Below are 21,929 nucleotides of genomic sequence, written 5' to 3' on the forward strand. Positions count from 1 at the left end.
CACCCGCGAGGACGACGTGAACGGGTTCGGCGGCAGGTGGAACCCCTGCTCAGGTCGACGCCGGCCGGGGTGATGCAGATCGTGATGTCCGGTCCGCTCCCGCATCGAGCGGCGCCCCGGTGGGCGCGCCGAACACCCGGCCGCGGCCGGAGACCCGGTCGGAACCACTAGGCTGCGCCCGTGATGCTCGCATGGTGAGTGGCCCGGCGGCCGAGGTGGCCGGCGTCGACGGCGGCGCGGTGCACCGCACCCTCGCGGCCGAGATCACCAGCGTGCGCGACCGGCGGCCGGGGGAGGTCCCCCGCGTGCTCGACGTCGGCGGCGGCAGTGGTGCGTGGGCGGTGCCGCTCGCGCGCCTCGGCTGTGCGGTCACCGTCGTGGACAACAGCCCGAACGCGCTCGCCGCTCTCCAGCGGAGGGCGCGGGACGCGGGGGTGCACGAGCTCGTCACGCCGGTGCAGGGCGATGTGGACGCGCTCGCCGACGTCGCCCCGGCCGGAGGCGCCGACCTGGTCCTCGGCCACGGCCTGCTCGAGGTCGTGGACGACGCCGCGGCCGCGGTGTCCGCTCTCGCCACCGCCACGGCCGAGGGAGGGGCGGTCTCGGTGCTCGTCGCCGGGCGCTATGCCGCGGTGCTGGCACGCGCCCTCGCCGGCAGGCTCGCCGAGGCTCGGGCGCTGCTGGTCGACCCCGACGGGCGGTTCGGACCCGACGACGCGCTGCGCAGGCGGCTCGACGCCGGCACCTTGCGCGCGCTCCTGGAGTCGGCCGGCCCGCTGCGGGTCGATGTGCTGCAGGGCGACGGTGTGCTGGACGGTTGGATCCCCGGCTCCGTCCGCGACGGCGGCCCGTCCGCCGCGCGGGAGGTGGCCGAGCTGGAGCACCTGGCCGCCGCCGCTGCGCCGCTGCTCGACGTCGCCGCCCGCCTGCACGCCATGGCCCGCCGCGTCTGACGCAGGGCCCGGGGCGCGCTTCGGCGCACCGGTTGCGCCGCTCGTCGACGGCGCACGGAGGAGATCACGGCACGATCACGGCCGTGACACGGCGGTGTCGCGCCGCGCCGGACCGCATGTGACGGAGTCGGCACGCGGCGTGTCCGCCGGCGTACCCACCCGTTTCCGGGTCTCGCACCTGGGATGATGCCGCCCGGGAGGCTCCAGGGAGCGCCCGGTCACCGTGCGCGTCCGATGATCGGGAAAGATCGACCCGTCCGCTCGACGAGTCCGGGTAGTCGGCGGGCGTTCTGGCTCGTATCCTCATCATCAGACGCCCAGCCTGGGCGCTCGTCGCGTCGTTCCGGCACCATGGAATATGACCCGACAGGATGAACAGTGCCGGAGGTGAAGCCGTGCCCCTCTCCGAGCACGAGCAGCGGCTGCTCGAACAGATCGAGCGCGCTCTCTACGCCGAGGACCCGAAGTTCGCGTCGACCGTGCGTGGTGGACGGTTGCGCAAGCCGACGCGTCGCCGCCGCCTCCAGGGCGTCGCGCTCTTCGTCGTCGGCCTCGTGCTGCTCGTCGTCGGCGTAGCCGTACCCCAGCTGTGGCTGGGCAGCTTCCCGGTGCTGAGCGTGGTCGGGTTCCTCATGATGCTCGGAGGAGCCGTACTCGCCGTCACATCGGTGGGCGCGAACGGCCAGGCCGCACCGGCGAAGAACGCCGAGCCGGACAAGAACCGCTTCACCGGTCGGATGGAAGAGCGCTTCCGCCGCCGCTTCGAGCAGGAATAACCGGCAGCACGCATCCCGCGGACTCCGCACATCCCAGTCCGGTATGTGCGGAGTCCGTGGTGTGTTTCAAGGGTGTGTTCGCCCGGGCGCGTTTCCGCGCCGTGAGTTTCAGCGGGTCGTGACGGCCTCGGAGCGGGTGCCCGCCCGGGCCTGCGACTCCGACCGGCGTGCCCGCACGCGCTGCACCACCGACCGGGGCAGGAGCCTGCCCCGCAGCGACAGCCCGCTGCCCGCCGCGATCCCGGCCGCCACCGCGCGCACCGGCACGTCGAGCTCACCCGGGCCGGGGTGGGTTCCGCCGAACCAGCTCGCCTCGACCGCCCCGATCACCTGACGCAGCGCCTGCTGGGCGTCCGGCTCGAGGTTGTGCTCGCGCACCAGGCGGCGGGCCGCTGCGCGGACGGTGTCGCTCGGCGGGCACTCGGCACCGCGGTCGGTCGACTCGGCGAGGAGCTCCTCCCAGCCCGCCCCGGCGGCTTCCTCGCCGCCGCGGGCCACGGCGGCGAGCCGGCGTCTGCGATCGCGGATCCGCATCATCGCCGGTACTAGCGCGGCCACCGCCGCCACGAGCGCGGCGATGAACGGCCACAGCGGGATGTCGACGCCAGGGGAGACGGCGGACGGCGCCGCCGCTTCCGGCTGGTCCGCCTCGGGCGTGACGGGTTCAGGGGCCTGCTCGTCGGCCGGCTGCGGCTCGAGGGTGGGCGCCGCCTCGGCCTGGTCGCTCTCCTGGTTCGCCTGCTCGGACTCGGCCTCCGCCACGTAGGGCGGGTCGATCCGGCGGCCGTCGGTGAGGGGAGTGGGGTCGAACGCCGTCCAGCCGATGCGCGGGAACCACGCCTCCACCCACGCGTGCGCGTCGGCCGTGGTGATCGTGCGGTGGTCACCCTGGTCGGTGCCCGCCGTGAACCCGATCGCGACCCGCGCCGGCACGCCGACGGTCCGCAGCATCACGGCCATGGCCGAGGCGAACTGCTCGCAGTAGCCGGTCTTGCCGACGGTCAGGAACTCGACGAGCGCGTCGTCGCCGGAGCCGGGTTTGGTCTGGAGGCTGTAGGTGAACTGGGAGCCGGGACCGGCGAACCACCTCTGGATGGCGAACACCCGGTCGAAGCCGGGGCCCGCGTTGCCGATGACCTCCTGCGCGATGTTGCCGACGCGCGGGTCGACGCCCGTGGTGTCGAGGTACTCGAGCCCCACGCCTTCGATGCCCTGGGCGGCGCGCAGCTCCTGCATCGAGGGGGTGGGGAGGATCGCGCGCTGCCGCCAGCCGTCCTCCTGGCGGGGCCTGCCGGTGTAGCCGGTGCCGCTGGAGGCGTCGTAGAGCCACTGGGTCTCGGGGAGGTCGGCGACGTCGATGGGCTCGCCGTAGAGCGGCAGCCAGTAGTCGCGGAAGGCCTCGTTGCTGATCTCGACGTCGACGAAGTCACCCGGCACGTCCGGCTGCTGCTGCACGGGGCCCGGTAGCGGGATCCCGGGCGCGGGCCGGGTGGCCTCCCACCCCCGGTCGGGGACGTACTGGCGCAGGGTGAGCGCGCGCAGGTAGGTGGGGCGCCGGAGGCCGCGCACCTCGAACAGCTCGGCTGGGGTGGCCTGCTCGAGCTGCCCGCGCAGCGCCGTGAACGGCGTGAGGCCGATCGAGCCGGCCGGCCCGCTCCCACCGTCGCCCGCGAACCGCCCGGCCGTGCCGATGAACGGGGTGACGGCGCCGACGCCGAGCGCTACGACGACGGCACAGGCCACGAGCGCGGTGCCCCCGGTGAGCTGGCTGTGCAACGCGCCTGCGGCGACCAGCAGCAGGCCGAAGCCGACGGCGGCGCCCGCCATGGCCCACCACGGCAGGATCTGGTCGGCCAGCGCCGCCGGCACCGCGAAGACCGCGAGCAGCGGTACCCCGGCCGCCGCGGGGGCGCCCGCGAGGACCGCGGCCCCGTGCACGCCGACCGTGAGCAGCCCGAACGCGGCCGTGAGGAGGAAGAGGATCTCCGGGGTGGCCGCGACGGGGGCCGTGCTCGTGTTGATCTGCTGGCCCGCACCGGTGACGAGCGCGCCGAAGTGGCCGAACGCCGCGGGGCCCGGCAGGAACCCGAGCAGGGCACCGTCGGCGAAGAAGACCGTGAGGACGACGAGCACGGCCGCGCACTGGCCGATCACGGTGACGACGGGACCGAGGCGGTGCAGCAGCAGACCTGCGGCGACCACGACCGCGACGGCCACGAGCGCGTACCCGAACCAGGAGGTGCCCTGGATGACGGCGGTGACCGGACCACCGGCCAGCAGCACCGCCACGCCGCTCGCGAGCGTGGCGACCCACGGCACGCGACGTGCCGGCGCAGCCGGTTCCGGGGCGGGCGGCGGCGCGGGCTCCTGGGCGGAGGGGCGTACCGGCTCCTCTGCGGCCGGGCGTTGGCGCGGGACCGTGGCGGTGGCGGCCCGGCTGCGCGGCGGGGCCTCCTGGTCCCGGCGCTGCCGGGGTGGGGGAGCGGGGCGCGTCATCGCCGACCCGAGAATGCGGGCGCGGCGCCTGCGACCAGCTGGTCCCACACGTGTGCCGGCGTCATGGCCGCGGTGGCCACCGCGACGTGCCAGCCCGCGCGGCGCAGCGCCGACGTGCTCTCGACGGCGCTGCTGCGACCGCCCGCGGGATCCCAGGTGGCGGTGTCGCAGAGCACCGCGTGGCCCCCGGCGGGGTGGCGCGAGCACAGGGCCTCGACCTGCCCGGGGGCGATGGCGCCCAGCACGGCCAGCACCTCGGTGCCACTGGTGAGCTCCGGACCGCCGAGATCGGTGCGCGCGGACGGGCGCAGGCCGGCGAGCGCGTCGAGCACCTGCTCGCGGCCGAAGGCGGAACCCGGCGGCGTGAGCTCGATGCCGTCCTCGGTGACGAGCGTGACCGGCTCGCCGCGCGCGAAGAGGTGCATGCACACGCTGGCCGCGAGGCTGACGGCGAACTCGAGGCTCGAGTCGGCACCCCGCCCGCGATGCGCTGCGTCGCGGCGGTCGAGCAGCAGGGTCATCCCGCCGCGCCAGGGCCGCTCCTCGAGCCGCACCATCAGCTCGCCGTGCCGGGCGCTGCTGCGCCAGTGCACCCGCCGCAGCTCGTCGCCCTGCCGGTACGCGCGGATCAGCACGTCGGTGGCGCCCTGGCCCTGGTGGCTGAGGGCGGCTCCGGCCGTGCCCTCGCCCGCGCCGAGTGCAGGCGGCACGCCGCGCAGCGGGACGACCCGGGGGAGGACGACGAGCCGCTGGGGCTCGGCGAGCTCCTGGTCGAACTCGGCGAGGCCGAGCGGGTCGGTGACGGTGCCGGTGAGCGGGCCCACCCGGTGCACGCCGCGCAGCACCGGCTGGAGGGGATAGGTCAGGGTGGCGGTGCCGCGGCTGGAGAGCCGGTGCACCGTGAAGCGCGGCGGGGCGTCGGCCTGCGGGCCTGCGGCGTCCGGTGCACCATCGGCCAACCGCAGCGCCCCGAGCAGCGGGCCGCCCGCGAGCTGCAGCTCGACGTCCACCTGGGCGCCGACCGGCACCCTCGGCGGATCGAGCACGCGCTCGACGCGGACGTTGCGACGGCTGCGAGAAGCGAGCAGCAGGGCGAGCAGCGGCAGCAGCGCCACGAACACGCCGACGCGCAGCAGGTCGCGCTCGTCCAGGATGACGGCGCACACGGCGGTGGCGCCGCCACCCGCCAGAAGGCAGCGCCCGCGCGTGGTGAGGCCGGACAAGCGGCTGCGGGAGGCCACGCCTCAGCCGCCCCGGTGTGCCGGTACCGGGTGGCGCCCGAGCAGGCTGCGGACGATGTCGACGGCGGAGCGGCGGGAGGCCAGCGCGTCGGGCGTGAGCATCAGCCGGTGGGCCAGCACCGGCACCGCCACGGCCTGCACGTCGTCGGGCACCACGAAGCCGCGGCCGGCGAGCGCGGCCTGCGCGCGCGCCGCCCGCACCAGCTGCAGGGTGGCCCTCGGGGACGCGCCGAGCCGGACGTCCGGGATGCGGCGGGTGGTGCCGACCAACTCGACGCAGTACTGGCGCACCTCCGGGCTGACCCGGACCCGGCGAACGATGTCGACCACCATCCGGACCCGCCGCGCGTCGGTGACCGGCCGCAGCATCTCGAGCGGATCGGCCGCGCTGTGCTCGTCGACCATGGCGAGCTCGGCCGCGAGGTCGGGGTAGCCGACGCTGACGCGCGCGGTGAAGCGGTCGCGCTGGGCCTCGGGGAGTGGGTAGGTGCCGTCCATCTCCACCGGGTTCTGCGTGGCGACAACCATGAAGGGGCTGGCGAGCGCGTAGGTGGCGCCGTCGACGGTGACCTGGTGCTCGGCCATGCACTCCAGCAGCGCCGACTGCGTCTTCGGCGAGGCGCGGTTGATCTCGTCGGCGATCACGATGTTGGCGAAGACCGGGCCGGGCCGGAACTCGAACTCCGTGGTCTGCCGGTTGAAGATGGACAGGCCGGTGATGTCGCCCGGGAGCAGGTCCGGGGTGAACTGCACGCGGCTGACCGAGCAGTCGATGGACCGCGCGAGCGCCTTGGCGAGCGACGTCTTGCCGACGCCGGGCACGTCCTCGACGAGCAGGTGGCCCTCGGCGAGCAGCGTGACGAGGGCGACCCGCACCACGTCCGGCTTGCCGACGATGACCCGCTGCACGTTGCCCGCGATCCGGCCGCACAGCTCCGCCACGTCGCCGATCCCGGCGCCGGTGTCACCGTCGAGTCCGGGGCGGCTGCTCGTGGCGGTCACGACTGCGCCTCTGCCGACGACGGTGACCTCACAAGCTCGGCCACGAGACCTCCTCCGTGGTCGTTCACACGTCCCGTGGGGGCGAGACGCGTGTCCAGTCTGTCAAACAGCTGCGCGTATCTCCCTCCGATGGGGTACCGCAGAGTTTCCCCACTCTGCCCCACCGCGTCCGCCACTGGGCTGTTCGTGCGCCGTACGGGGGGCGGAATGCGGGCAGCAGCAGGGTCAATCGGCCGCCGGACGGGCTCGACGCTCACCGTCCGTGTCTGTCAGCCGTCGCGCGAGCGGGTGGTCCCCCACGTTGCCCCACCGCGCCTGACCAGGTGTTTTCCGTGTTCTTTCCCGAACGACGAGCGGTTGTCCGAGTTGACGGTGGGGCGAAGTGGGGTAATGTGGTGATCGCTGGGGCACAACGGGGCCGCAGGTGGAGGTGGGGCCGGTGTTCCTCGGCACCTACACCCCGAAGCTGGACGACAAGGGGCGGCTCACGTTGCCCGCGAAATTCCGCGACGAGCTGCGAGGCGGGCTGATGATCACGAAGGGGCAGGACCACTGCCTGTACGTGTTCACCCGCGAAGCCTTCGCCGAGCTCGCGCAGAAGGTCGCGTCGGCGCCGTTGACGAGCGAGTCGGCCCGCGTCTTCCAGCGCAACCTCTTCTCCGGCACCGACGAGCAGAACCCCGACTCCCAGGGTCGCATCGCCATCACGCCCGAGCTGCGCCGCTACGCGGGGCTGACGAAGGAGTGCGTGGTGATCGGCGCGTTCACCCGCGCCGAGATCTGGGACGCCGAGGCATGGCAGCGGTACCAGGAACAGCACGAGGACACCTATGCGAAGGCACAGGAGGAGGTGCTCCCCGGACTGATCTGAGCACGAGGCGTACGCGGGTGACATCCAACCCGCCGGTGCCACCACCCGGTAGCCCTGGCGCACCTTCCCCGGTGCCAGGTCTGCCGGGTGGAGGCATCGCCGGGAGGCAGCCCGAGACGGCGCGGGGGCGGCGCGGGGGCGGCGACACGGGGCAGGGAGGTGTGCGGTGGGGCAGCACGACCACGAGGACGGGCCAGCTGGGGCCAGGCACGTCCCCGTGGCCCTGCCCCGGGTCGCCGAGCTCCTGCGGCCGGCGCTCGCCGACCGGCCGGCGGTCCTCGTCGACGCCACCCTCGGGCTCGGTGGCCACGCCGCCGCGCTGCTCGCAGAGCACCCGCGGCTGACGCTGGTGGGGCTCGACCGCGACCCGGAGGCGCTCGCGATGGCCGGGCGCAGGCTCGCCGCGCACGCCGACCGGATCCACCTCGTGCACGCCGTGTACGACCGCATCGCCGACGTACTCGGGGAACTGGGGCTTCCCCGGGTCGACGGCGTGCTGTTCGACCTCGGCGTCTCGTCGCTGCAGCTCGACGCCGACGAGCGCGGCTTCTCCTACTCCCGCGACGCCGACCTCGACATGCGGATGGACCCCACGACGGGCCCGACCGCAGCCGAGGTCCTCAACTCCTACTCGGTGCCGCAGCTGGCGAGGGTGCTGCGCGAGTACGGCGAGGAGCGCTTCGCGGGCCGGATCGCGGCCGCCGTCGCCCGCAGGCGGGAGAAGGCGCCGCTGCGGCGCAGCAGCGAGCTGGTCGAGCTGCTCTACGACGTGGTTCCCGCGGCGTCCCGGCGCACCGGTGGCCATCCCGCGAAGCGCACGTTCCAGGCGCTGCGGATCGAGGTCAACGGTGAGCTGGAGGCGCTGCGTGCCGCGCTTCCCGCGGCGATCGACGCGCTCGCCGTCGGCGGGCGGATCGTCGTGCTCGCCTACCACTCGCTCGAGGACCGCATGGTCAAGCGGGAGCTGGCGGCGCGTGCGTCGTCCCGCACGCCGGTGGACCTGCCGGTCGAACTGCCCGGCCACGGACCCGAGCTCCGGTTGCTCAGCCGCGGGGCCGAGCAGGCGAGCGCGGACGAGATCAGCGAGAACCCGCGGGCGGCGCCGGTCCGCCTGCGTGCCGCCGAACGCATCCGGGAGGCGGCGTGACGGTCCATCAGGAACATCCGATTCAGCTGGTCCGGAACGGGGTGGTGCCATGAGTGCTCCAGTCACCGAGCGCGGGCGCACCGCCGTGCGCGGCCGCACCGCGGCCATCCCCGCGCAGCGGGGATTCACAGGGGGTGCTGCCGATGGGGCGGCCGCCGCCCCCGTCGTACCCGTCCTCGATCCGGGGGTGGGTGCCGAGCGGCGCTCGGCCCAGCAGAAGGCGTACGCGCGCCGCGACGAGCGGGTGCGGCGCGTCACCGGTGCGCGTCCCGCCCGGGGCGCGGCTCCTGCGGGGCGGCCGCAGTTCGTGCTGCTGATCATGGTGCTGCTCGCCGCCGGGCTGGTGGCCACGCTGTGGCTCTCGACGGCAGCGGCCGCCGACTCCTACCAGCTCCAGGACGCCACGGCGGAGGCGCGGGTGCTCAGCGAGCAGGCCGAGCGCCTCAAGCAGGAGGTCGCGGTGCTCGCGTCGGCGCCCGAGCTGGCCCGCCGTGCGGGCGAGCTGGGCATGGTGCCGGTGCGCGACCCGGCGCGGCTCGTGGTGGCCGTCGACGGGAACGTCGACGTGGTGGGGCAGCCGCGGGCCGCGGTCCCCCCGCCGCCACCGGCCCCGCCCGCACCGCCCGCAGGCGCCCAGCCGCCCGCCGAGGGTGGCACCGACGGGAGCACGCCGGAGGGGGCGGTACCCGGGGCGGCGGTTCCGGACGGCACGGCACAGCTCGCCGCGCCCGACACCGAAGAGGCCGGGGCCGCGGCGGTCGATGGCGACGACGCGTCGGCCGAGGACGCCGGCCAGGGTGAGTCGGCGCAGCGTGAGTCGGCGCAGCGTGAGTCGGCGCAGCGTGAGTCGGCGCAGCGCGAGTCGACGGGTGAGTCGACACAGGGCTCGCAGGCGCGGAGCACGCAGGCGCAGGGTGCCGCGCCGGGCACAGCGGCCCGCGCGGGTGGCGGCAGGACGGACGCCGGCTGATGCCGTCGGCCCCGCCCCGGCCCCGGGCCGCCGGTGCGGCGGCCCGGCAGGTGTCGTCGCCGAGACCGCCTCGGCGCCCGCCGGACCAGGCGGTGCTGAGCGCTCGCCGGCTCCGGATCGGCCGCGTGCTGCTCGTCATCGTGCTGGCGATCGCGACGCTCAAGCTCGTGGTCGTGCAGACGGTGGAGGCCGGTGAGCTGCGCGCTGCCTCGCAGCGCCAGTCGACCACCAACATCCGGCTGCCCGCCGAGCGTGGCGCGATCCTGGACCGCACCGGTGAGCCGCTCGCGTTCAGCGTGGACGCCCGCGCGCTCGTCACGAACCCGCGGATGATCACCCAGACCCGCGGTCCCGACGCGCCCCGCTACGCGGCGGAGATGGCCGCCGCGATCGCCAGGGCCACCGGGCAGGACCAGAACGAGCTCGTCGAGCTGCTCACGAGCGACCGCGGCTACGTCGTGCTCGCCAAGCTCGTCACCCCCGACGTCGCACGCACCCTGCGGGACCGGTTCCCCGAGATCGCGGAGGAACGGCGGGAGGATCGGCAGTACCCGGGCGGCACCCTCGCCGCGAACGTGATCGGCACCGCCACCTGGAACACCGACGAGCGCAAGCTCACCGGCCGCGTCGGGCTGGAGAGCTCGCAGGACAACCTGCTCGCCGGTTTCGAGGGGCTGCGGGTCGTGGACACCGCGGAGAACTCCAACGCCGTGATCCCGGGGAGCACCCGGTTCGAGCGGGCGGCCGTGCAGGGCTCTGACCTGCAGCTCACCCTCGACTCCGACCTGCAGTACACCGTGCAGCAGGCGCTCGCGGACCACGTGCTGCGCACCGGGGCGAAGCCGACCTCGTCGGCGGTGGTCCTGGACGCGCACACGTCCGAGGTGCTGGCCATGGCGAACGGCCAGACCTTCGACCCGCGCGACCTGTCCACCGCGGCGCCCGGGCAGCTGGGCAACACCGCCGTGCAGGACACGTTCGAGCCCGGGTCGGTCAACAAGGTCATCACGATGGCCGCGGCCATCGAGGACGGCATCGCCACGCCCAACGACGTCCTCACGGTGCCGGGCAGCATCCGGGTGGCCGACCGCACGATCCGGGACGCGTGGGACCACGGCACCGAGCAGTTCACGCTGACCGGGGTGCTGGCGAAGTCGTCGAACGTCGGCACCATCATGACGGCGCAGAAGGTGGGGGAGGAGCGGTTCGCCGACATGCTCGCCCGCTTCGGCCTCGGCCAGCGGACCGGTGTCGGCCTGCCCGGCGAGGAGCCGGGCCAGGTGCCGCCGCGCGAGTCGTGGTCCGGTTCGACGTTCGGGAACCTGCCGATCGGGCAGGGACTGACGGTCACGACGCTGCAGATGGCCGGGATCCTCCAGACCGTCGCGAACGACGGGGTGCGCGTGCCACCGCGGATCGTCGCGAGCACCACGGGCCCGGACGGCGTGCAGGTCACCCCGCCGGCACCCGAGCCCGTGCGGGTGATCTCGCCCCAGACCGCCGCGGCACTGCGGACGATGCTCACCGCGGTCACCCAGGACGCCCACGGCCAGCGCGGTACGGGCTACCAGGCCGCCGTGCCCGGGTACGTGGTGGCCGGGAAGACCGGGACGGCGCAGCAGGTGGACCCCGCCTGCGGCTGCTACTCCCGGCAGCTGCACTGGATCACCTTCGCGGGGATGCTGCCCGCCGAGAACCCGCGCTACGTCATCGCGATGATGCTCGACGCCCCGCGCGCCGGTTCGAGCGCGGCGCCACTGTTCCACGACATCGCCACCTACCTCGCCCAGCGCGAGCGCCTGCCCGTGACCGACCAGCAGCCGCCGGTCCAGACCCTGCAGCTGCCGTAGGCCGGATGATCGTGCCGAACGGGCCGGCGCCGACCGACGCGCCCGGCAGGCCGTCCGGCGCGCGGAGGGGTGACGCGCGGGCGATGCGGGCAGGGGCGCAGAGTGGCGCGCCGGTAGCCTTCCGCGACGTGTCGCCCGCGCGCGAAGCTCCCCCAGCCACGGCCGGCGCACCGCCGCGTCCGCAGGTGGTGCGACCGGTGACGCTCGGCGCGCTCGGTGCCGCCATCGGGGTACCGGCCGCGGGCGCGGCGACCGTCACCGGTGTCACGCTCCGGGCGTCCGACGCCCGCCCGGGCGACCTGTTCGCCGCCCTCCCCGGCTCCCGAGCGCACGGGGCCGACTACGCCGAGGTCGCGCTCGCCGGAGGCGCCGTGGCCGTGCTGACCGACCCGGACGGCGCCCGCCGGCCGGCCATGGCAGGCGTCCCGCTGCTGGTGCACCCCCGCCCGCGCGAGGTGCTCGGCGCGGTGTCCGCGCTCGTCCACGGCGACCCCACCGCGCGCCTGCGCGTGCTCGGCGTCACCGGCACCAGCGGCAAGACCACCACGGCTCACCTGCTGGAGGCCGGGCTCGCCGCCGCGGGCCGAACGGCCGGGCTCGTCGGCACCGTCGGCACGCGGATCGACGGGCGCCGCCTGCCCACCGCGCTCACCACCCCGGAGGCACCGGACCTGCAGGCGCTGTTCGCCGTGATGGCCGAGGACGGCGTCACCGACGTGGCGATGGAGGTGTCCAGCCACGCGCTCGCACTGGGCCGCGTCGCGGGCACCCGGTTCGCCGTCGCGGCCTTCACCAACCTGTCGCAGGACCACCTGGACTTCCACCGCGACATGGAGGACTACTTCGAGGCCAAGGCCGCGCTCTTCGACGGGCGGGCCGAGCACGCGGTCGTGTGCGTCGACGACGAGTGGGGGCGGCGGCTGGCCGCCCGTACGCCGGACGCGGTGACCGTCTCCACAACGGGTCCCGCGGCGTGGCGGGCGCTCGACGCCCGCACCGGGCCCGACGGCACGCAGTCGTTCACCGCGCTCGCCCCCGACGGCGCCCGGCTGCCCGTGCGGCTGCAGCTGCCCGGGGCGTTCAACGTCGCCAACGCGGCGGTGGCGCTGGCGTGCCTCGACGCCGCGGGGGTGCCCGCCGCGGTGGCCGCAGAGGGCTTCACCCGCGTGACGGTGCCCGGGCGGATGCAGCGGGTCGAGGAGGGACAGCCGTTCCTCGCGATCGTCGACTACGCCCACAAGCCGGGCGCCGTCGCCGCGCTGCTCGACGCGCTGCGCCCGCAGGTGGCGGGCCGGCTGATCGTCGTGCTCGGCTGCGGCGGTGACCGCGACCGCGGCAAGCGGCCCCGGATGGGCGCGGCCGCCGCCGCGCGCGCCGAGCTGCTGATCGTCACCGACGACAACCCACGCAGCGAGGACCCGGCCGAGATCCGCGCGCAGATGCTCGCGGGCGCGAAGGCCGAGCCGCATGCCGGCGACCTGATGGAGATCGGGGACCGGCGCGCGGCGATCGCCGCCGCCGTCGCCTACGCGAAGCCGGGGGACGCCGTCGTCATCGCCGGGAAGGGGCACGAGACGGGCCAGGAGGTCGACGGCGTGAAACACCCCTTCGACGACGCCGCCGAGCTGGCGGTGGCGCTGAGCGCAGCACTCAAGGGAACGCGGTAGCGGGCCCCGTGCACCCGGATGATCGGATACGGCCGATGAGCAGCAGGACGAGAGCATGATCGAGATGCGGCTGGCCGACGTCGCCGCCGTCACCGGTGGACGCCTCCACCGGGCTTCAGGGGACGAGCGGGTGACCGCCGTCGAGTTCGACTCGCGCGCGATCCGGCCGGGCGGCCTGTTCGTCGCCCTTCCGGGTGAGCGGGTGGACGGGCACGCGTACGCCGCGGGCGCGGTGGCCGCCGGGGCCGCGGGGGTGCTCGCCGGCCGCGAGGTCGACGCGCCCGCCGTGATCGCGCCGCCGGTCGCCCGGCAGAGCGGTACCTACCTCGACGAGAGCGACCACGACGGCGCGGGCGCCGCCGTGTTGTCCGCGCTGGCGGCGCTCGCCGGACACGTGGTGCGGGCGTTGCCCGCCGCGGTCGTCGGCGTCACCGGCAGCTCCGGCAAGACCTCCACGAAGGACCTGCTGGCCGCGGTGCTCGCCCCGCTCGGGCCCACCGTCGCGCCGCCCGGGTCGTTCAACAACGAGCTGGGCCTGCCCTGGACGGCGTTGCGCGCCCACGCCGCCACCCGCCACCTCGTGCTCGAGTTCTCCGCACGCGGGGTCGGCCACATCGCGCGGCTCGCCGCCGCGGTCCCGCCCCGGATCGGGGTGGTGCTCAACGTGGGGCGCGCGCACGTCGGGGAGTTCGGCTCGGTGGAGGCGATCGCGCGGGCCAAGGGTGAGCTGGTGGAGGCGCTGCCCGCGGACGGGATCGCGGTGCTGAACGCAGACGACCCCCTCGTCGCGGGGATGGCGGGACGCACGGCGGCCCGGGTCGTGACGTTCGGGCGCGGCTCGAACGACAGCGGGGCGAAGGTGCGCGCCGAGGACGTGCGGCTCGACGGCGGCCAACCCCGCTTCACGCTCGTGGCGCCCGCCGGGAGCGCGCCGGTGGCGCTGCGGCTCGTGGGCGAGCACCACGTGGGCAACGCGCTCGCCGCAGCGGCCGTCGCCCTGGAGCTCGGCGGCACCCCGGACGGGGTCGCAGCCGCCCTGAGCGCCGCGGAGCCCGCCTCGAAGTGGCGGATGGAGGTCACCGACCGCGCGGACGGTCTCACGGTCGTCAACGACGCCTATAACTCCAACCCCGAGTCGATGCGCGCCGCGCTGACCGCACTCGCCGCGCTCGGCGACGGCACCCGGCGGACGTGGGCCGTGCTCGGCACGATGGCCGAGCAGGGCGACGCAACGGCCGCCGCCCACGCCGAGATCGCCGCGCTCGCCCGCAGCCTCGGCATCGACCGGCTCGTGGCGGTCGGCACCGCCGACTACCCGGGAGCCCGGCGAACGGCGGACGTGGCAGAGGCCGTGGAGCTGCTGCGGGCCGAGGCAGGACCCGGCGACGTCGTGCTGGTGAAGGCCTCGCGGGCGGCCGGGCTGGAACGGGTGGCCGACGGGCTGCTGCGGGCTCCGGGACCGGTGCCCCGGTGAGAGGTGTCTTCATCGCCGCGGGTGTCGCGCTCGCGGTCTCGATCCTGCTGACCCCCTACCTCATCCGGTTCTTCGCCCGGCAGGGGTTCGGGCAGGAGATCCGGGCCGAGGGCCCGCAGAGCCACCAGGCCAAGCGGGGCACGCCCACCATGGGCGGGGTCGCGATCCTGCTCGCGATCTGGCTCGGCTACATCGCGTCGCACCTGCTGACCGGCGAGCCGATCACGGCGTCGGCCCTGCTGGTGCTGTTCCTCACCACGGCGCTGGGGATCGTCGGCTTCCTCGACGACTTCATCAAGCTGCGCCGGGCCCGCAACCTGGGCCTCAACAAGACCTCGAAGACCGTGGGCCAGGTGCTCACGGCCACGATCTTCGGCATCCTCGCGCTGCGGTTCGCCAACGCCGACGGGCTCGCGCCCGCCTCGGACAGCCTCTCGTTCGTCCGCGACATCACGGTGCTGTCGTTCGGCGCCATCGGCTTCGTGCTGCTCGCCAACCTGATCATCGCCGGCTGGTCGAACGCGGTGAACTTCACCGACGGGCTCGACGGGCTGGCCGCGGGCACCGGCGCGATCGTGCTGGCGACCTACACGATCATCGGGTTCTGGCAGTTCCGCAACAACTGCGCGATCGCCAGCGCCGCCGGCTGCTACCAGGTCCGGGACCCGCTCGACGTCGCGCTCGTCGCGGCCGCCGCGATGGGCGGCTGCATCGGCTTCCTCTGGTGGAACGCCGCGCCCGCCCGGATCTTCATGGGCGACACCGGCTCGCTGGCCATCGGTGGGCTGATCGCGGGGCTCTCGATCGTCACGCGCACCGAGCTGCTGCTCGTGGTGATCGGCGGCGTGTTCGTGGTCGAGGTGCTGTCGGTCGCCGTGCAGATCGCGGTGTTCCGCACCACCCGCCGCCGGGTGTTCCGGATGGCGCCCTTCCACCACCACTTCGAGCTCGCGGGGTGGGCCGAGACCACGGTGATCATCCGGTTCTGGCTGCTAGCGGCCATGTGCGCCGCGCTGGGGCTGGGCCTCTTCTACCAGGAGTGGCTCACGGCCGCGGGCGGCGGCTGACCCGAGGTGGTCGGAAGTGGATACGAGGGCTGTAGCACTCTTGTCCACTCACAGCATGTCCATCGCCCGCGAACCATTGGGAGCGTGACCGCGTGATGAGGCCCGACGACCTGTCCGGCGCTCCGGTGCTCGTGGCCGGGGCCGGTGTCTCGGGGCTCGCGGCCGCTGCGGCGCTGGTGGAGATCGGGGCGCGGGTCACCGTCACCGACGCCCGGCCCGCTGCGCTCGCCGACCTCCCGCCGGGTGCGGAGGCGGGTGACGACCCGGACGGTGTGCCCGCGGGCACCGCGCTCGTCGTCACCTCGCCGGGGCGGCGCCCGGACCACCCGCTCGTCGCCGCGGCCGCGGCGGCGGGCGCGCCGCTGGTGGGGGAGCCCGAGCTGGCCTGGTGGATCGGCCAGGCGCTGGAGCGCCCTCCGGCGTGGCTCGTCGTCACCGGCACCAACGGCAAGACCACGACCACCGGCATGCTGGCGGCGATCCTGCGCGCCGCCGGCCGCGACGCCGTGGCCTGCGGCAACATCGGCTACCCCGTCGTAGAGGCGGTGCGGGCGGGCCACGAGGTGCTCGCCGTGGAGCTCTCCAGCTTCCAGCTGCACTGGTCGCCGTCGATCCGGCCGCTCGCCGGGTGCGTGCTCAACGTGGCCGACGACCACCTCGACTGGCACGGCTCGTTCGCCGCGTACGCCGCCGCGAAGGCGCGTGCGCTGCGGGCGGACGTCGCCGTCGCCGGGGTCGACGACCCCACGGCCGCCGCGCTGCTCGCCGAGTCCCCTGCACCGCGGCGGGTCGGCGTCACCCTCGGCGAACCGGCCTCCGACCAGCTCGGGATCGTGGACGGGATGCTCGTCGACCGCGCCTTCGACGGCGGCCCGCTCGTGGAGGCGGCCACCGTGCACCCCGCCGGAGCGCCCGGCATCGCCGACGCGCTCGCCGCCGCGGCCCTCGCCAGGGCCGCCTGCGTCGGCCCGGACGCCGTCCGGGCCGGACTGGACGACTTCCGGCCGGGCCCGCACCGCGGCGGGGTGGTGGCCACGGTCGACGGCGTCCGCTACGTCGACGACTCGAAAGCCACCAACCCGCACGCCGCCGCCGCGTCGCTCGCCGCACAGGCCCCCGCCCCCGTCGTGTGGATCGTCGGCGGGCTGCTCAAGGGCGCCTCCGTTGACGACCTCGTCGCGCGGCACGCCCGCGGGCTCCGCGGCGCAGTCGTGATCGGCAGCGACCGCGCCGAGATCGTCGCCGCCCTCGCGCGACACGCGCCCGACCTCCCCGTCGCCGAGGTCGTGCCGGGTGACGATGCCCCCGTGTCCGATTCCACGCCGACGACCGACGTCATGACGACCGCCGTGCGGCGCGCCGCCGCCCTCGCCCGCCCCGGCGACGTCGTCCTGCTCGCCCCGGCCGCGGCCTCGATGGACCAGTTCGCCGACTACGCGGAACGCGGCGAGCGGTTCGTGGCGGCGGCCACCGGGTTGGGCGGCGCCGGGTCGGAGGCGTCGTGACCGTGCCGTGGCCGCGGGCGGGGGAGCGGATCCCGGGCCTGGAGCGGAACCGTTCCGTGCGCACGGCGTCGCGGGCCGCGACCTCGAGGGGCGCGACACCGAGGGGCGCGGGGAGGGGTGCGTCGTCGAGGGGCACCAAGGGCGCGGTCGCGAGGAGGATCACGGCGCGCCCGCACGGGCTGCGCCTCGCGGTCGGCCGCACGGCCGCTGCCCTCGGCCAGTGGCTGCGCCGCCCGCTCACCTCGCTGCACCTCGTGCTGGGCGTGTTCGGCCTGCTCACGCTGTTCGGGCTGGTCATGGTGCTGTCCGCATCCTCGGTGGAGGCGCTCACCGCGGACGGCTCCTCGTACTCGGTGTTCACCCGGCAGCTGATGTTCTGCGTGCCCGGCCTGCTGATGTTCTTCCTCGGGCTGCGGATCTCCCCGCGCAGGCTGCGGTCGCTCGCGCCCGCGGCGCTCGTCGTCGGCGCGCTGGCGCTCGTGGCGGTGCTGTTCGTCGGGGACACCCGCAACGGGTCGCGGGCGTGGTTCGCGATCGGGGCGTTCTCGGTGCAGCCGTCCGAGGCGGTGAAGGTGGCGCTCACGCTGTGGGGCGCCCACGTGCTCGTGGCGCGCCGGGCCGTCATGCACCGCTGGAAGTACGCGCTGTCGCCGGTGGTGCCGGTCACGGTCGTGCTGCTGACGCTGCTGGTGCTGCAGCCCGACCTGGGCATGACGATCTCGCTCGGCATCGTGCTCGTGGCGCTGCTGTACTTCGGCGGCGCGCCGATGCGGCTGATCCTCGCCCTGTCCGGCGGCGCTACCGCCGGGGCCATCGTGCTCGCGCTCAGCGCCGAGTACCGGATGAGTCGCATCACGGCGTTCCTCTCCCCGGCGAGCGCCGACCCGCAGCAGGCCGGGTTCCAGGCCCGGCAGGCGCTCTACTCGCTCGCCGACGGGGGCCTCTTCGGGCAGGGCCTCGGGCAGGGCCGCGCCAAGTGGAGCTACCTGCCCAACGCCCACAACGACTTCATCTTCGCGATCGTGGCCGAGGAGCTGGGCTTCATCGGCGCGTTCGCGGTGCTGGCGCTCTTCGCGACGCTCGCCTACACCGGCTTCCGGATCGCCGCGCGCAGCGTCGACCCGTGGCTGCGGCTGGTCGTCGCGACGTCGACAACCTGGCTCGTGGCGCAGGCCGCCATCAACATCGGGTACGTCGTGGGGCTGCTGCCGGTGACCGGGCTGCAGCTCCCGCTGATCTCCTCGGGAGGCACGTCCCTCGTGGTCACCATGTTCGTCTTCGGGGTGCTCGCCAACGCGGCGCGGCACGAGCCCGAAGCCATCGCGGCGTTGAAGCAGCACGGCCAGGGCCACCTCCCCCGGCTGCTGCGGCTGCCGCTGCCCGAGCCGTACCGGGCCCCCGTGCAGCGAGGGCGGGTGCGATGACCCGGCCGTCCACCGGCGGGCCGTCGATCGTCATCGCGGGTGGCGGGAGCGGCGGGCACATCGAGCCCGCGCTCGCCTTCGCCGATGCCGTGCGCGCGCTGCGGCCGGATGCCCGGATCACCGCACTCGGCACCGAGAAGGGCCTGGACACCACGCTCATCCCGGCTCGCGGCTACCCCCTCGAGCTGATCCCGCCGGTGCCGCTGCCGCGCAAGCCGAGCGCCGACCTGCTGCGGCTCCCGGGCAAGGTCCGCAGCGCCGTCGGGCGCGTGCGCGAGGTGCTCGCCGGGGTCGACGCCCAGGCCGTGGTCGGGTTCGGTGGTTACGTCGCGCTCCCCGCGTACCTGGGCGCCCGCGGGCGGGTCCCGATCGTCGTGCACGAGGCGAACGCCCGCGCGGGCCTCGCCAACAAGGTCGGCGCCCGCTTCGCCGACATCGTCGCGGTGGCGGTGCCGGGCAGCGGGCTGCCCGGCGAGCGGGTGGTCGGGATGCCGCTGCGGCGGTCCATCACCGCGCTGAACCGCGAGAGCCTGCGCCCGCAGGCCCGCAAGTTCTTCGGCCTGCCGCCGCACGGGCCGGTGCTGCTCGTGTTCGGTGGCTCGCTCGGCGCCCGCACGCTCAACACCGCGGTGGCTGCGGCGCTGCCCGAGCTGCTGCGGGCCGGGATCGCGGTGCTGCACGCGCACGGCAAGGGCGGGGAGCCCGCGCCGCCCGCGCGGGGGTACCTCGGCTTGCCGTACATCGAGCGGATGGACCTCGCCTACGCCGCAGCCGACGCCGTGCTGTGCCGCGCAGGCGCCACGACCGTCGCGGAGGTGTCGGCCGTGGGCCTGCCCGCCGTCTACGTGCCGCTGCCGCACGGCAACGGCGAGCAGTCGCTCAACGCCCGCCCGGTGGTGGCCGCGGGAGGTGGGGTGCTGGTCGACGACGCCGACCTCACCGGCGAGCGGGTGGTAGCCGAGCTCGCGCCGCTGCTTCGCGACCCGCTCAGGCTGGCCGAGGCCGGGGCCGCCGCGCGCTCGTCGGGGCACGCGGACGCCGCCGATACGCTCGCCCGCATGGTCCTCGAGCTGGTCGGTGCGACGCCGGAGCCTGCCACGCAGGTGCTGCCGCCGTGGAGGGATCGATGATCGAGCTCGCGAAGCGCGTGCACCTGATCGGGATCGGCGGCGCCGGGATGAGCGGCATCGCGCGGATCCTGCTGGCCAGGGGTGCGGCGGTGTCCGGGTCGGACGCCAAGGACTCCCGCACGGTGCTGGCGCTGCGCGCGCTGGGCGCGGACGTCGCCGTCGGGCACGACGCGGCGCACCTGCCGGAGCCGCCGGCCACCGTGGTGGTGTCGTCGGCGATCCGGGAGAGCAACCCGGAGCTGGCCGCCGCGCGTGAGCGCGGCCTGCCGGTCGTGCACCGGGCGCAGGCGCTCGCCGCGCTCACGGAGGGGCGGCGGCTGGCCGCCGTCACCGGCACGGCCGGCAAGACGTCCACCACCTCGATGCTCACGGTGGCGCTGCAGCACAGCGGGCTCGACCCTTCCTTCGCGATCGGGGGCGACCTCGCGGCGTCCGGTTCGGGTGCGCACGAGGGCAGCGGTGACGTGTTCGTCGTGGAGGCCGACGAGAGCGACGCGTCGTTCCTCGCGTTCTCGCCCGCGGTGGCGGTGGTGACGAACGTGGAGGCCGACCACCTCGACCACTACGGCAGCGCCGAGGCCTACGTCGCCGCGTTCGACGAGTTCCTGGGCCGGATCGAGCCCGGTGGAGCGCTCGTGACGTGCGTGGACGACCCGGGCGCCGCCGCGCTCGCCTCCCGCGCTGAGGCTCGCGGCATCCGGGTGCGCCGGTACGGCGTCGGCGCCGCCGCCGACGCGCGGCTCGTCGAGTTCCGCCCCGACGGCACCGGCGCCCGGATCGTGCTGGCTCATCAGGGCCGTGAGCACCTCCTGCGGCTCGCCGTGCCCGGGGAGCACATGGCGCTCAACGCGCTCGGCGCGCTGCTCGCGGGCGTCGAGCTGGGCGCCGATCCCGACGCGCTGCTCGCCGGGCTCGCCGCGTTCGACGGTGTGCGGCGGCGGTTCGAGTTCCGCGGCCGGGCCGCGGGCGTCGCGGTGTACGACGACTACGCCCACCACCCGAGCAAGGTCGCGGCCCAGCTGCGGGCCGCGCGCCAGGTGGCCGAGGGGCGGGTCGACGGGCGGGGCCGGGTGGTGGTGGCGTTCCAGCCGCACCTCTACTCCCGCACCCGCGACTTCGCCGCCGAGTTCGGAGCGGCGCTCGGGCTCGCCGACGAGGTGGTCGTGCTCGACGTGTACGGCGCGCGGGAGGACCCGCAGCCCGGGGTGAGCGGGGCGCTGATCGCCGACGCTGTGCCGCTGCCCCGGGACCGCGTGCGCTTCGTTCCCCGCTGGGAGGACGTGCCCTCCGTCGTGGCCGACATCGCCGCGGCGGGCGACCTCGTCGTCACGATGGGCGCGGGCGACGTCACCGTCCTGGCGCCGGAGATCCTCCTCGAGCTGGAGAAGCGGGAGGGCGAGCGGTGAGTCGCCCGGGTCGTGGACGGCGGGGTGAACGCGGAGTCGGTCGTGCCGTCGCCGACCGGCCGGCCACCCGCCCGCCCCGCGACCCGGAGCGCCCCCTTCCCCGTCCGGTGTCGAAGGAGCGCTACCGGCGCAGGCGTCTCGCCGCCCTGGTGGCCGGGCTGCTGCTGCTCGTCACCCTCGGCTTCGGGGTCCGCGTGCTGCTCTACGACGCCGGTCTGTTCGACGTCGAGCTGGTGGAGGTGACCGGCGCCGTCACGGTGTCGGAGGCCGACGTCCTCGCGGCGGCCGCGGTGCAGGCCCGCACCCCGCTCGCCGCCGTCGACGTCGAGGGCGTGGCCACCCGGGTGGCGGCCCTGCCCCCGGTCGAGTCGGTGTCCGTGGGGCGGTCGTGGCCCCACACGGTCACCGTCGCGGTCACGGAGCGGGTGCCGGTGGCGACGGTCACGACGTCGCGGGGGCCTGCGCTCGTCGACCGCTCCGGCGTCGTCTACCCGGGCGCACCCCCGCCCGGCCTGCCCCGGCTGACGACCACGCCGCGCTCCGGTGACCCGGTGACGGTCGCCGCCGTGACCGTGCTCACGGCGCTGCCGGACGCCCTGCGCGCGCAGGTCGAGACCGCGGGCGCCAGCGTCATGGCGCCCGGCGCCCCCGGCCAGGTGACACTGCGCATGCTCGACGGCAAGGAGGTGCGCTGGGGCACACCGGAGCGGGCGGAGGAGAAGGCCGCCGCCCTCACCGCGCTGCTCACCCAGCCCGGCACCGTCTACGACGTGACGAGCCCGGACCTGCCCACGATCCGCCGCTGATCCGATACCGCGCACCGGTCGGGTGTCGTCGGATCGCCCGCTATGGTGACGCGCGGCCCCCGCTGGCCCGTTCTGGCGGGCCGGAGGGGAAGATCAGCATTGAAGATCGACCCCTTTGGGGGCTGGCGTGCCAGCGGCGCGCCT

General features: G+C 75.3%; 17 protein-coding genes. 14 read left to right on the top strand and 3 right to left on the bottom strand.

Going from position 1 to position 21,929, the window contains the following annotated elements; genetic code table 11:
• Window positions 1-191 precede the first annotated feature (191 nt).
• Both FB388_RS09785 and FB388_RS09790 read left to right on the top strand, forming a co-directional pair.
• The gene (locus FB388_RS09785) at window positions 192-953 is read left to right on the top strand and encodes a class I SAM-dependent methyltransferase (RefSeq protein WP_142099599.1); all 762 of its coding nucleotides are present in this window, start codon (window positions 192-194) and stop codon (window positions 951-953) included.
• Between the two features lie 395 nt (window positions 954-1,348).
• Window positions 1,349-1,729 carry a DUF3040 domain-containing protein gene (locus FB388_RS09790; RefSeq protein ID WP_142099601.1) on the top strand — a complete coding sequence of 127 codons (381 nt, stop codon included), beginning with the start codon at window positions 1,349-1,351 and terminating at the stop codon, window positions 1,727-1,729.
• 108 nt (window positions 1,730-1,837) lie between these two features.
• Here the strand turns inward: FB388_RS09790 and FB388_RS09795 are convergent, their stop codons facing one another.
• Genes FB388_RS09795 through FB388_RS09805 form a run of 3 tightly spaced genes read right to left on the bottom strand, consistent with a single transcriptional unit; the run spans window position 1,838 to window position 6,468 of the window.
• Complete coding sequence (locus FB388_RS09795; protein WP_142099603.1) at window positions 1,838-4,225, bottom strand: transglutaminase TgpA family protein; 2,388 nt, start codon at window positions 4,223-4,225, stop codon at window positions 1,838-1,840.
• Window positions 4,222-5,466, bottom strand: coding sequence for a DUF58 domain-containing protein (locus FB388_RS09800; protein WP_142099606.1), 1,245 nt, complete (start codon window positions 5,464-5,466; stop codon window positions 4,222-4,224). Before FB388_RS09800 ends, FB388_RS09795 begins: the two co-directional genes overlap by 4 nt.
• Window positions 5,467-5,469: 3 nt before the next feature.
• Complete coding sequence (locus FB388_RS09805; protein ID WP_142099608.1) at window positions 5,470-6,468, bottom strand: AAA family ATPase; 999 nt, start codon at window positions 6,466-6,468, stop codon at window positions 5,470-5,472.
• A 439-nt stretch (window positions 6,469-6,907) separates the two neighbouring features.
• Here FB388_RS09805 and mraZ point away from each other — a divergent pair, with 439 nt between their 5' ends.
• The 12 genes from mraZ to FB388_RS09865 all read left to right on the top strand — a co-directional run bounded on the left by mraZ (window position 6,908) and on the right by FB388_RS09865 (window position 21,785).
• Complete coding sequence (gene mraZ / locus FB388_RS09810; RefSeq protein ID WP_142102839.1) at window positions 6,908-7,339, top strand: division/cell wall cluster transcriptional repressor MraZ; 432 nt, start codon at window positions 6,908-6,910, stop codon at window positions 7,337-7,339.
• Between the two features lie 166 nt (window positions 7,340-7,505).
• Window positions 7,506-8,486, top strand: a complete 981-nt coding sequence (gene rsmH / locus FB388_RS09815) for a 16S rRNA (cytosine(1402)-N(4))-methyltransferase RsmH (RefSeq protein ID WP_142099610.1) — start codon at window positions 7,506-7,508, stop codon at window positions 8,484-8,486.
• Between the two features lie 49 nt (window positions 8,487-8,535).
• Entirely contained in the window at window positions 8,536-9,456 is a 921-nt protein-coding gene (ftsL, locus tag FB388_RS09820) for a cell division protein FtsL (protein WP_142099612.1), read from the top strand.
• Window positions 9,457-9,548: 92 nt separating this feature from the next.
• The gene (locus FB388_RS09825) at window positions 9,549-11,306 is read left to right on the top strand and encodes a peptidoglycan D,D-transpeptidase FtsI family protein (protein WP_342787887.1); all 1,758 of its coding nucleotides are present in this window, start codon (window positions 9,549-9,551) and stop codon (window positions 11,304-11,306) included.
• 188 nt (window positions 11,307-11,494) lie between these two features.
• A complete protein-coding gene (locus FB388_RS09830) occupies window positions 11,495-12,973 on the top strand; it encodes a UDP-N-acetylmuramoyl-L-alanyl-D-glutamate--2,6-diaminopimelate ligase (protein WP_425468558.1) in 1,479 nt (492 codons plus the stop codon).
• Window positions 12,974-13,028: 55 nt separating this feature from the next.
• On the top strand, window positions 13,029-14,447 hold the full coding sequence (locus FB388_RS09835; protein ID WP_142099616.1) for a UDP-N-acetylmuramoyl-tripeptide--D-alanyl-D-alanine ligase: 1,419 nt from the start codon (window positions 13,029-13,031) through the stop codon (window positions 14,445-14,447).
• A complete protein-coding gene (mraY, locus tag FB388_RS09840) occupies window positions 14,444-15,514 on the top strand; it encodes a phospho-N-acetylmuramoyl-pentapeptide-transferase (RefSeq protein WP_142099618.1) in 1,071 nt (356 codons plus the stop codon). The genes FB388_RS09835 and mraY overlap by 4 nt, the downstream gene beginning before the upstream one ends.
• A gap of 95 nt (window positions 15,515-15,609) precedes the next feature.
• Entirely contained in the window at window positions 15,610-17,019 is a 1,410-nt protein-coding gene (gene murD, locus FB388_RS09845) for a UDP-N-acetylmuramoyl-L-alanine--D-glutamate ligase (RefSeq protein ID WP_142102843.1), read from the top strand.
• The gene (gene ftsW, locus FB388_RS09850; protein WP_246121792.1) at window positions 17,016-18,443 is read left to right on the top strand and encodes a putative lipid II flippase FtsW; all 1,428 of its coding nucleotides are present in this window, start codon (window positions 17,016-17,018) and stop codon (window positions 18,441-18,443) included. The genes murD and ftsW overlap by 4 nt, the downstream gene beginning before the upstream one ends.
• Window positions 18,440-19,573, top strand: a complete 1,134-nt coding sequence (gene murG / locus FB388_RS09855) for an undecaprenyldiphospho-muramoylpentapeptide beta-N-acetylglucosaminyltransferase (protein ID WP_142099620.1) — start codon at window positions 18,440-18,442, stop codon at window positions 19,571-19,573. The genes ftsW and murG overlap by 4 nt, the downstream gene beginning before the upstream one ends.
• Entirely contained in the window at window positions 19,570-20,979 is a 1,410-nt protein-coding gene (gene murC / locus FB388_RS09860) for a UDP-N-acetylmuramate--L-alanine ligase (RefSeq protein WP_142099621.1), read from the top strand. Before murG ends, murC begins: the two co-directional genes overlap by 4 nt.
• Window positions 20,976-21,785 carry a cell division protein FtsQ/DivIB gene (locus FB388_RS09865; protein ID WP_142099622.1) on the top strand — a complete coding sequence of 270 codons (810 nt, stop codon included), beginning with the start codon at window positions 20,976-20,978 and terminating at the stop codon, window positions 21,783-21,785. The genes murC and FB388_RS09865 overlap by 4 nt, the downstream gene beginning before the upstream one ends.
• Window positions 21,786-21,929: the final 144 nt, after the last annotated feature.

It is taken from the genome of Pseudonocardia cypriaca (assembly GCF_006717045.1).
GTDB classification, from domain to species: Bacteria; Actinomycetota; Actinomycetes; order Mycobacteriales; family Pseudonocardiaceae; genus Pseudonocardia; species Pseudonocardia cypriaca.

What these genes read in the sequence shown, in the direction of transcription:
- FB388_RS09785 (WP_142099599.1), top strand. Translation starts at nt 192, where the DNA reads ATGGTGAGTGGCCCGGCGGCCGAGGTGGCCGGCGTCGACGGCGGCGCG.
- FB388_RS09835 (WP_142099616.1), top strand. Translation starts at nt 13,029, where the DNA reads ATGATCGAGATGCGGCTGGCCGACGTCGCCGCCGTCACCGGTGGACGC.
- murG (WP_142099620.1), top strand. Translation starts at nt 18,440, where the DNA reads ATGACCCGGCCGTCCACCGGCGGGCCGTCGATCGTCATCGCGGGTGGC.
- murC (WP_142099621.1), top strand. Translation starts at nt 19,570, where the DNA reads ATGATCGAGCTCGCGAAGCGCGTGCACCTGATCGGGATCGGCGGCGCC.
- ftsL (WP_142099612.1), top strand. Translation starts at nt 8,536, where the DNA reads ATGAGTGCTCCAGTCACCGAGCGCGGGCGCACCGCCGTGCGCGGCCGC.
- murD (WP_142102843.1), top strand. Translation starts at nt 15,610, where the DNA reads ATGAGGCCCGACGACCTGTCCGGCGCTCCGGTGCTCGTGGCCGGGGCC.
- FB388_RS09795 (WP_142099603.1), bottom strand. Translation starts at nt 4,225, where the DNA reads ATGACGCGCCCCGCTCCCCCACCCCGGCAGCGCCGGGACCAGGAGGCC.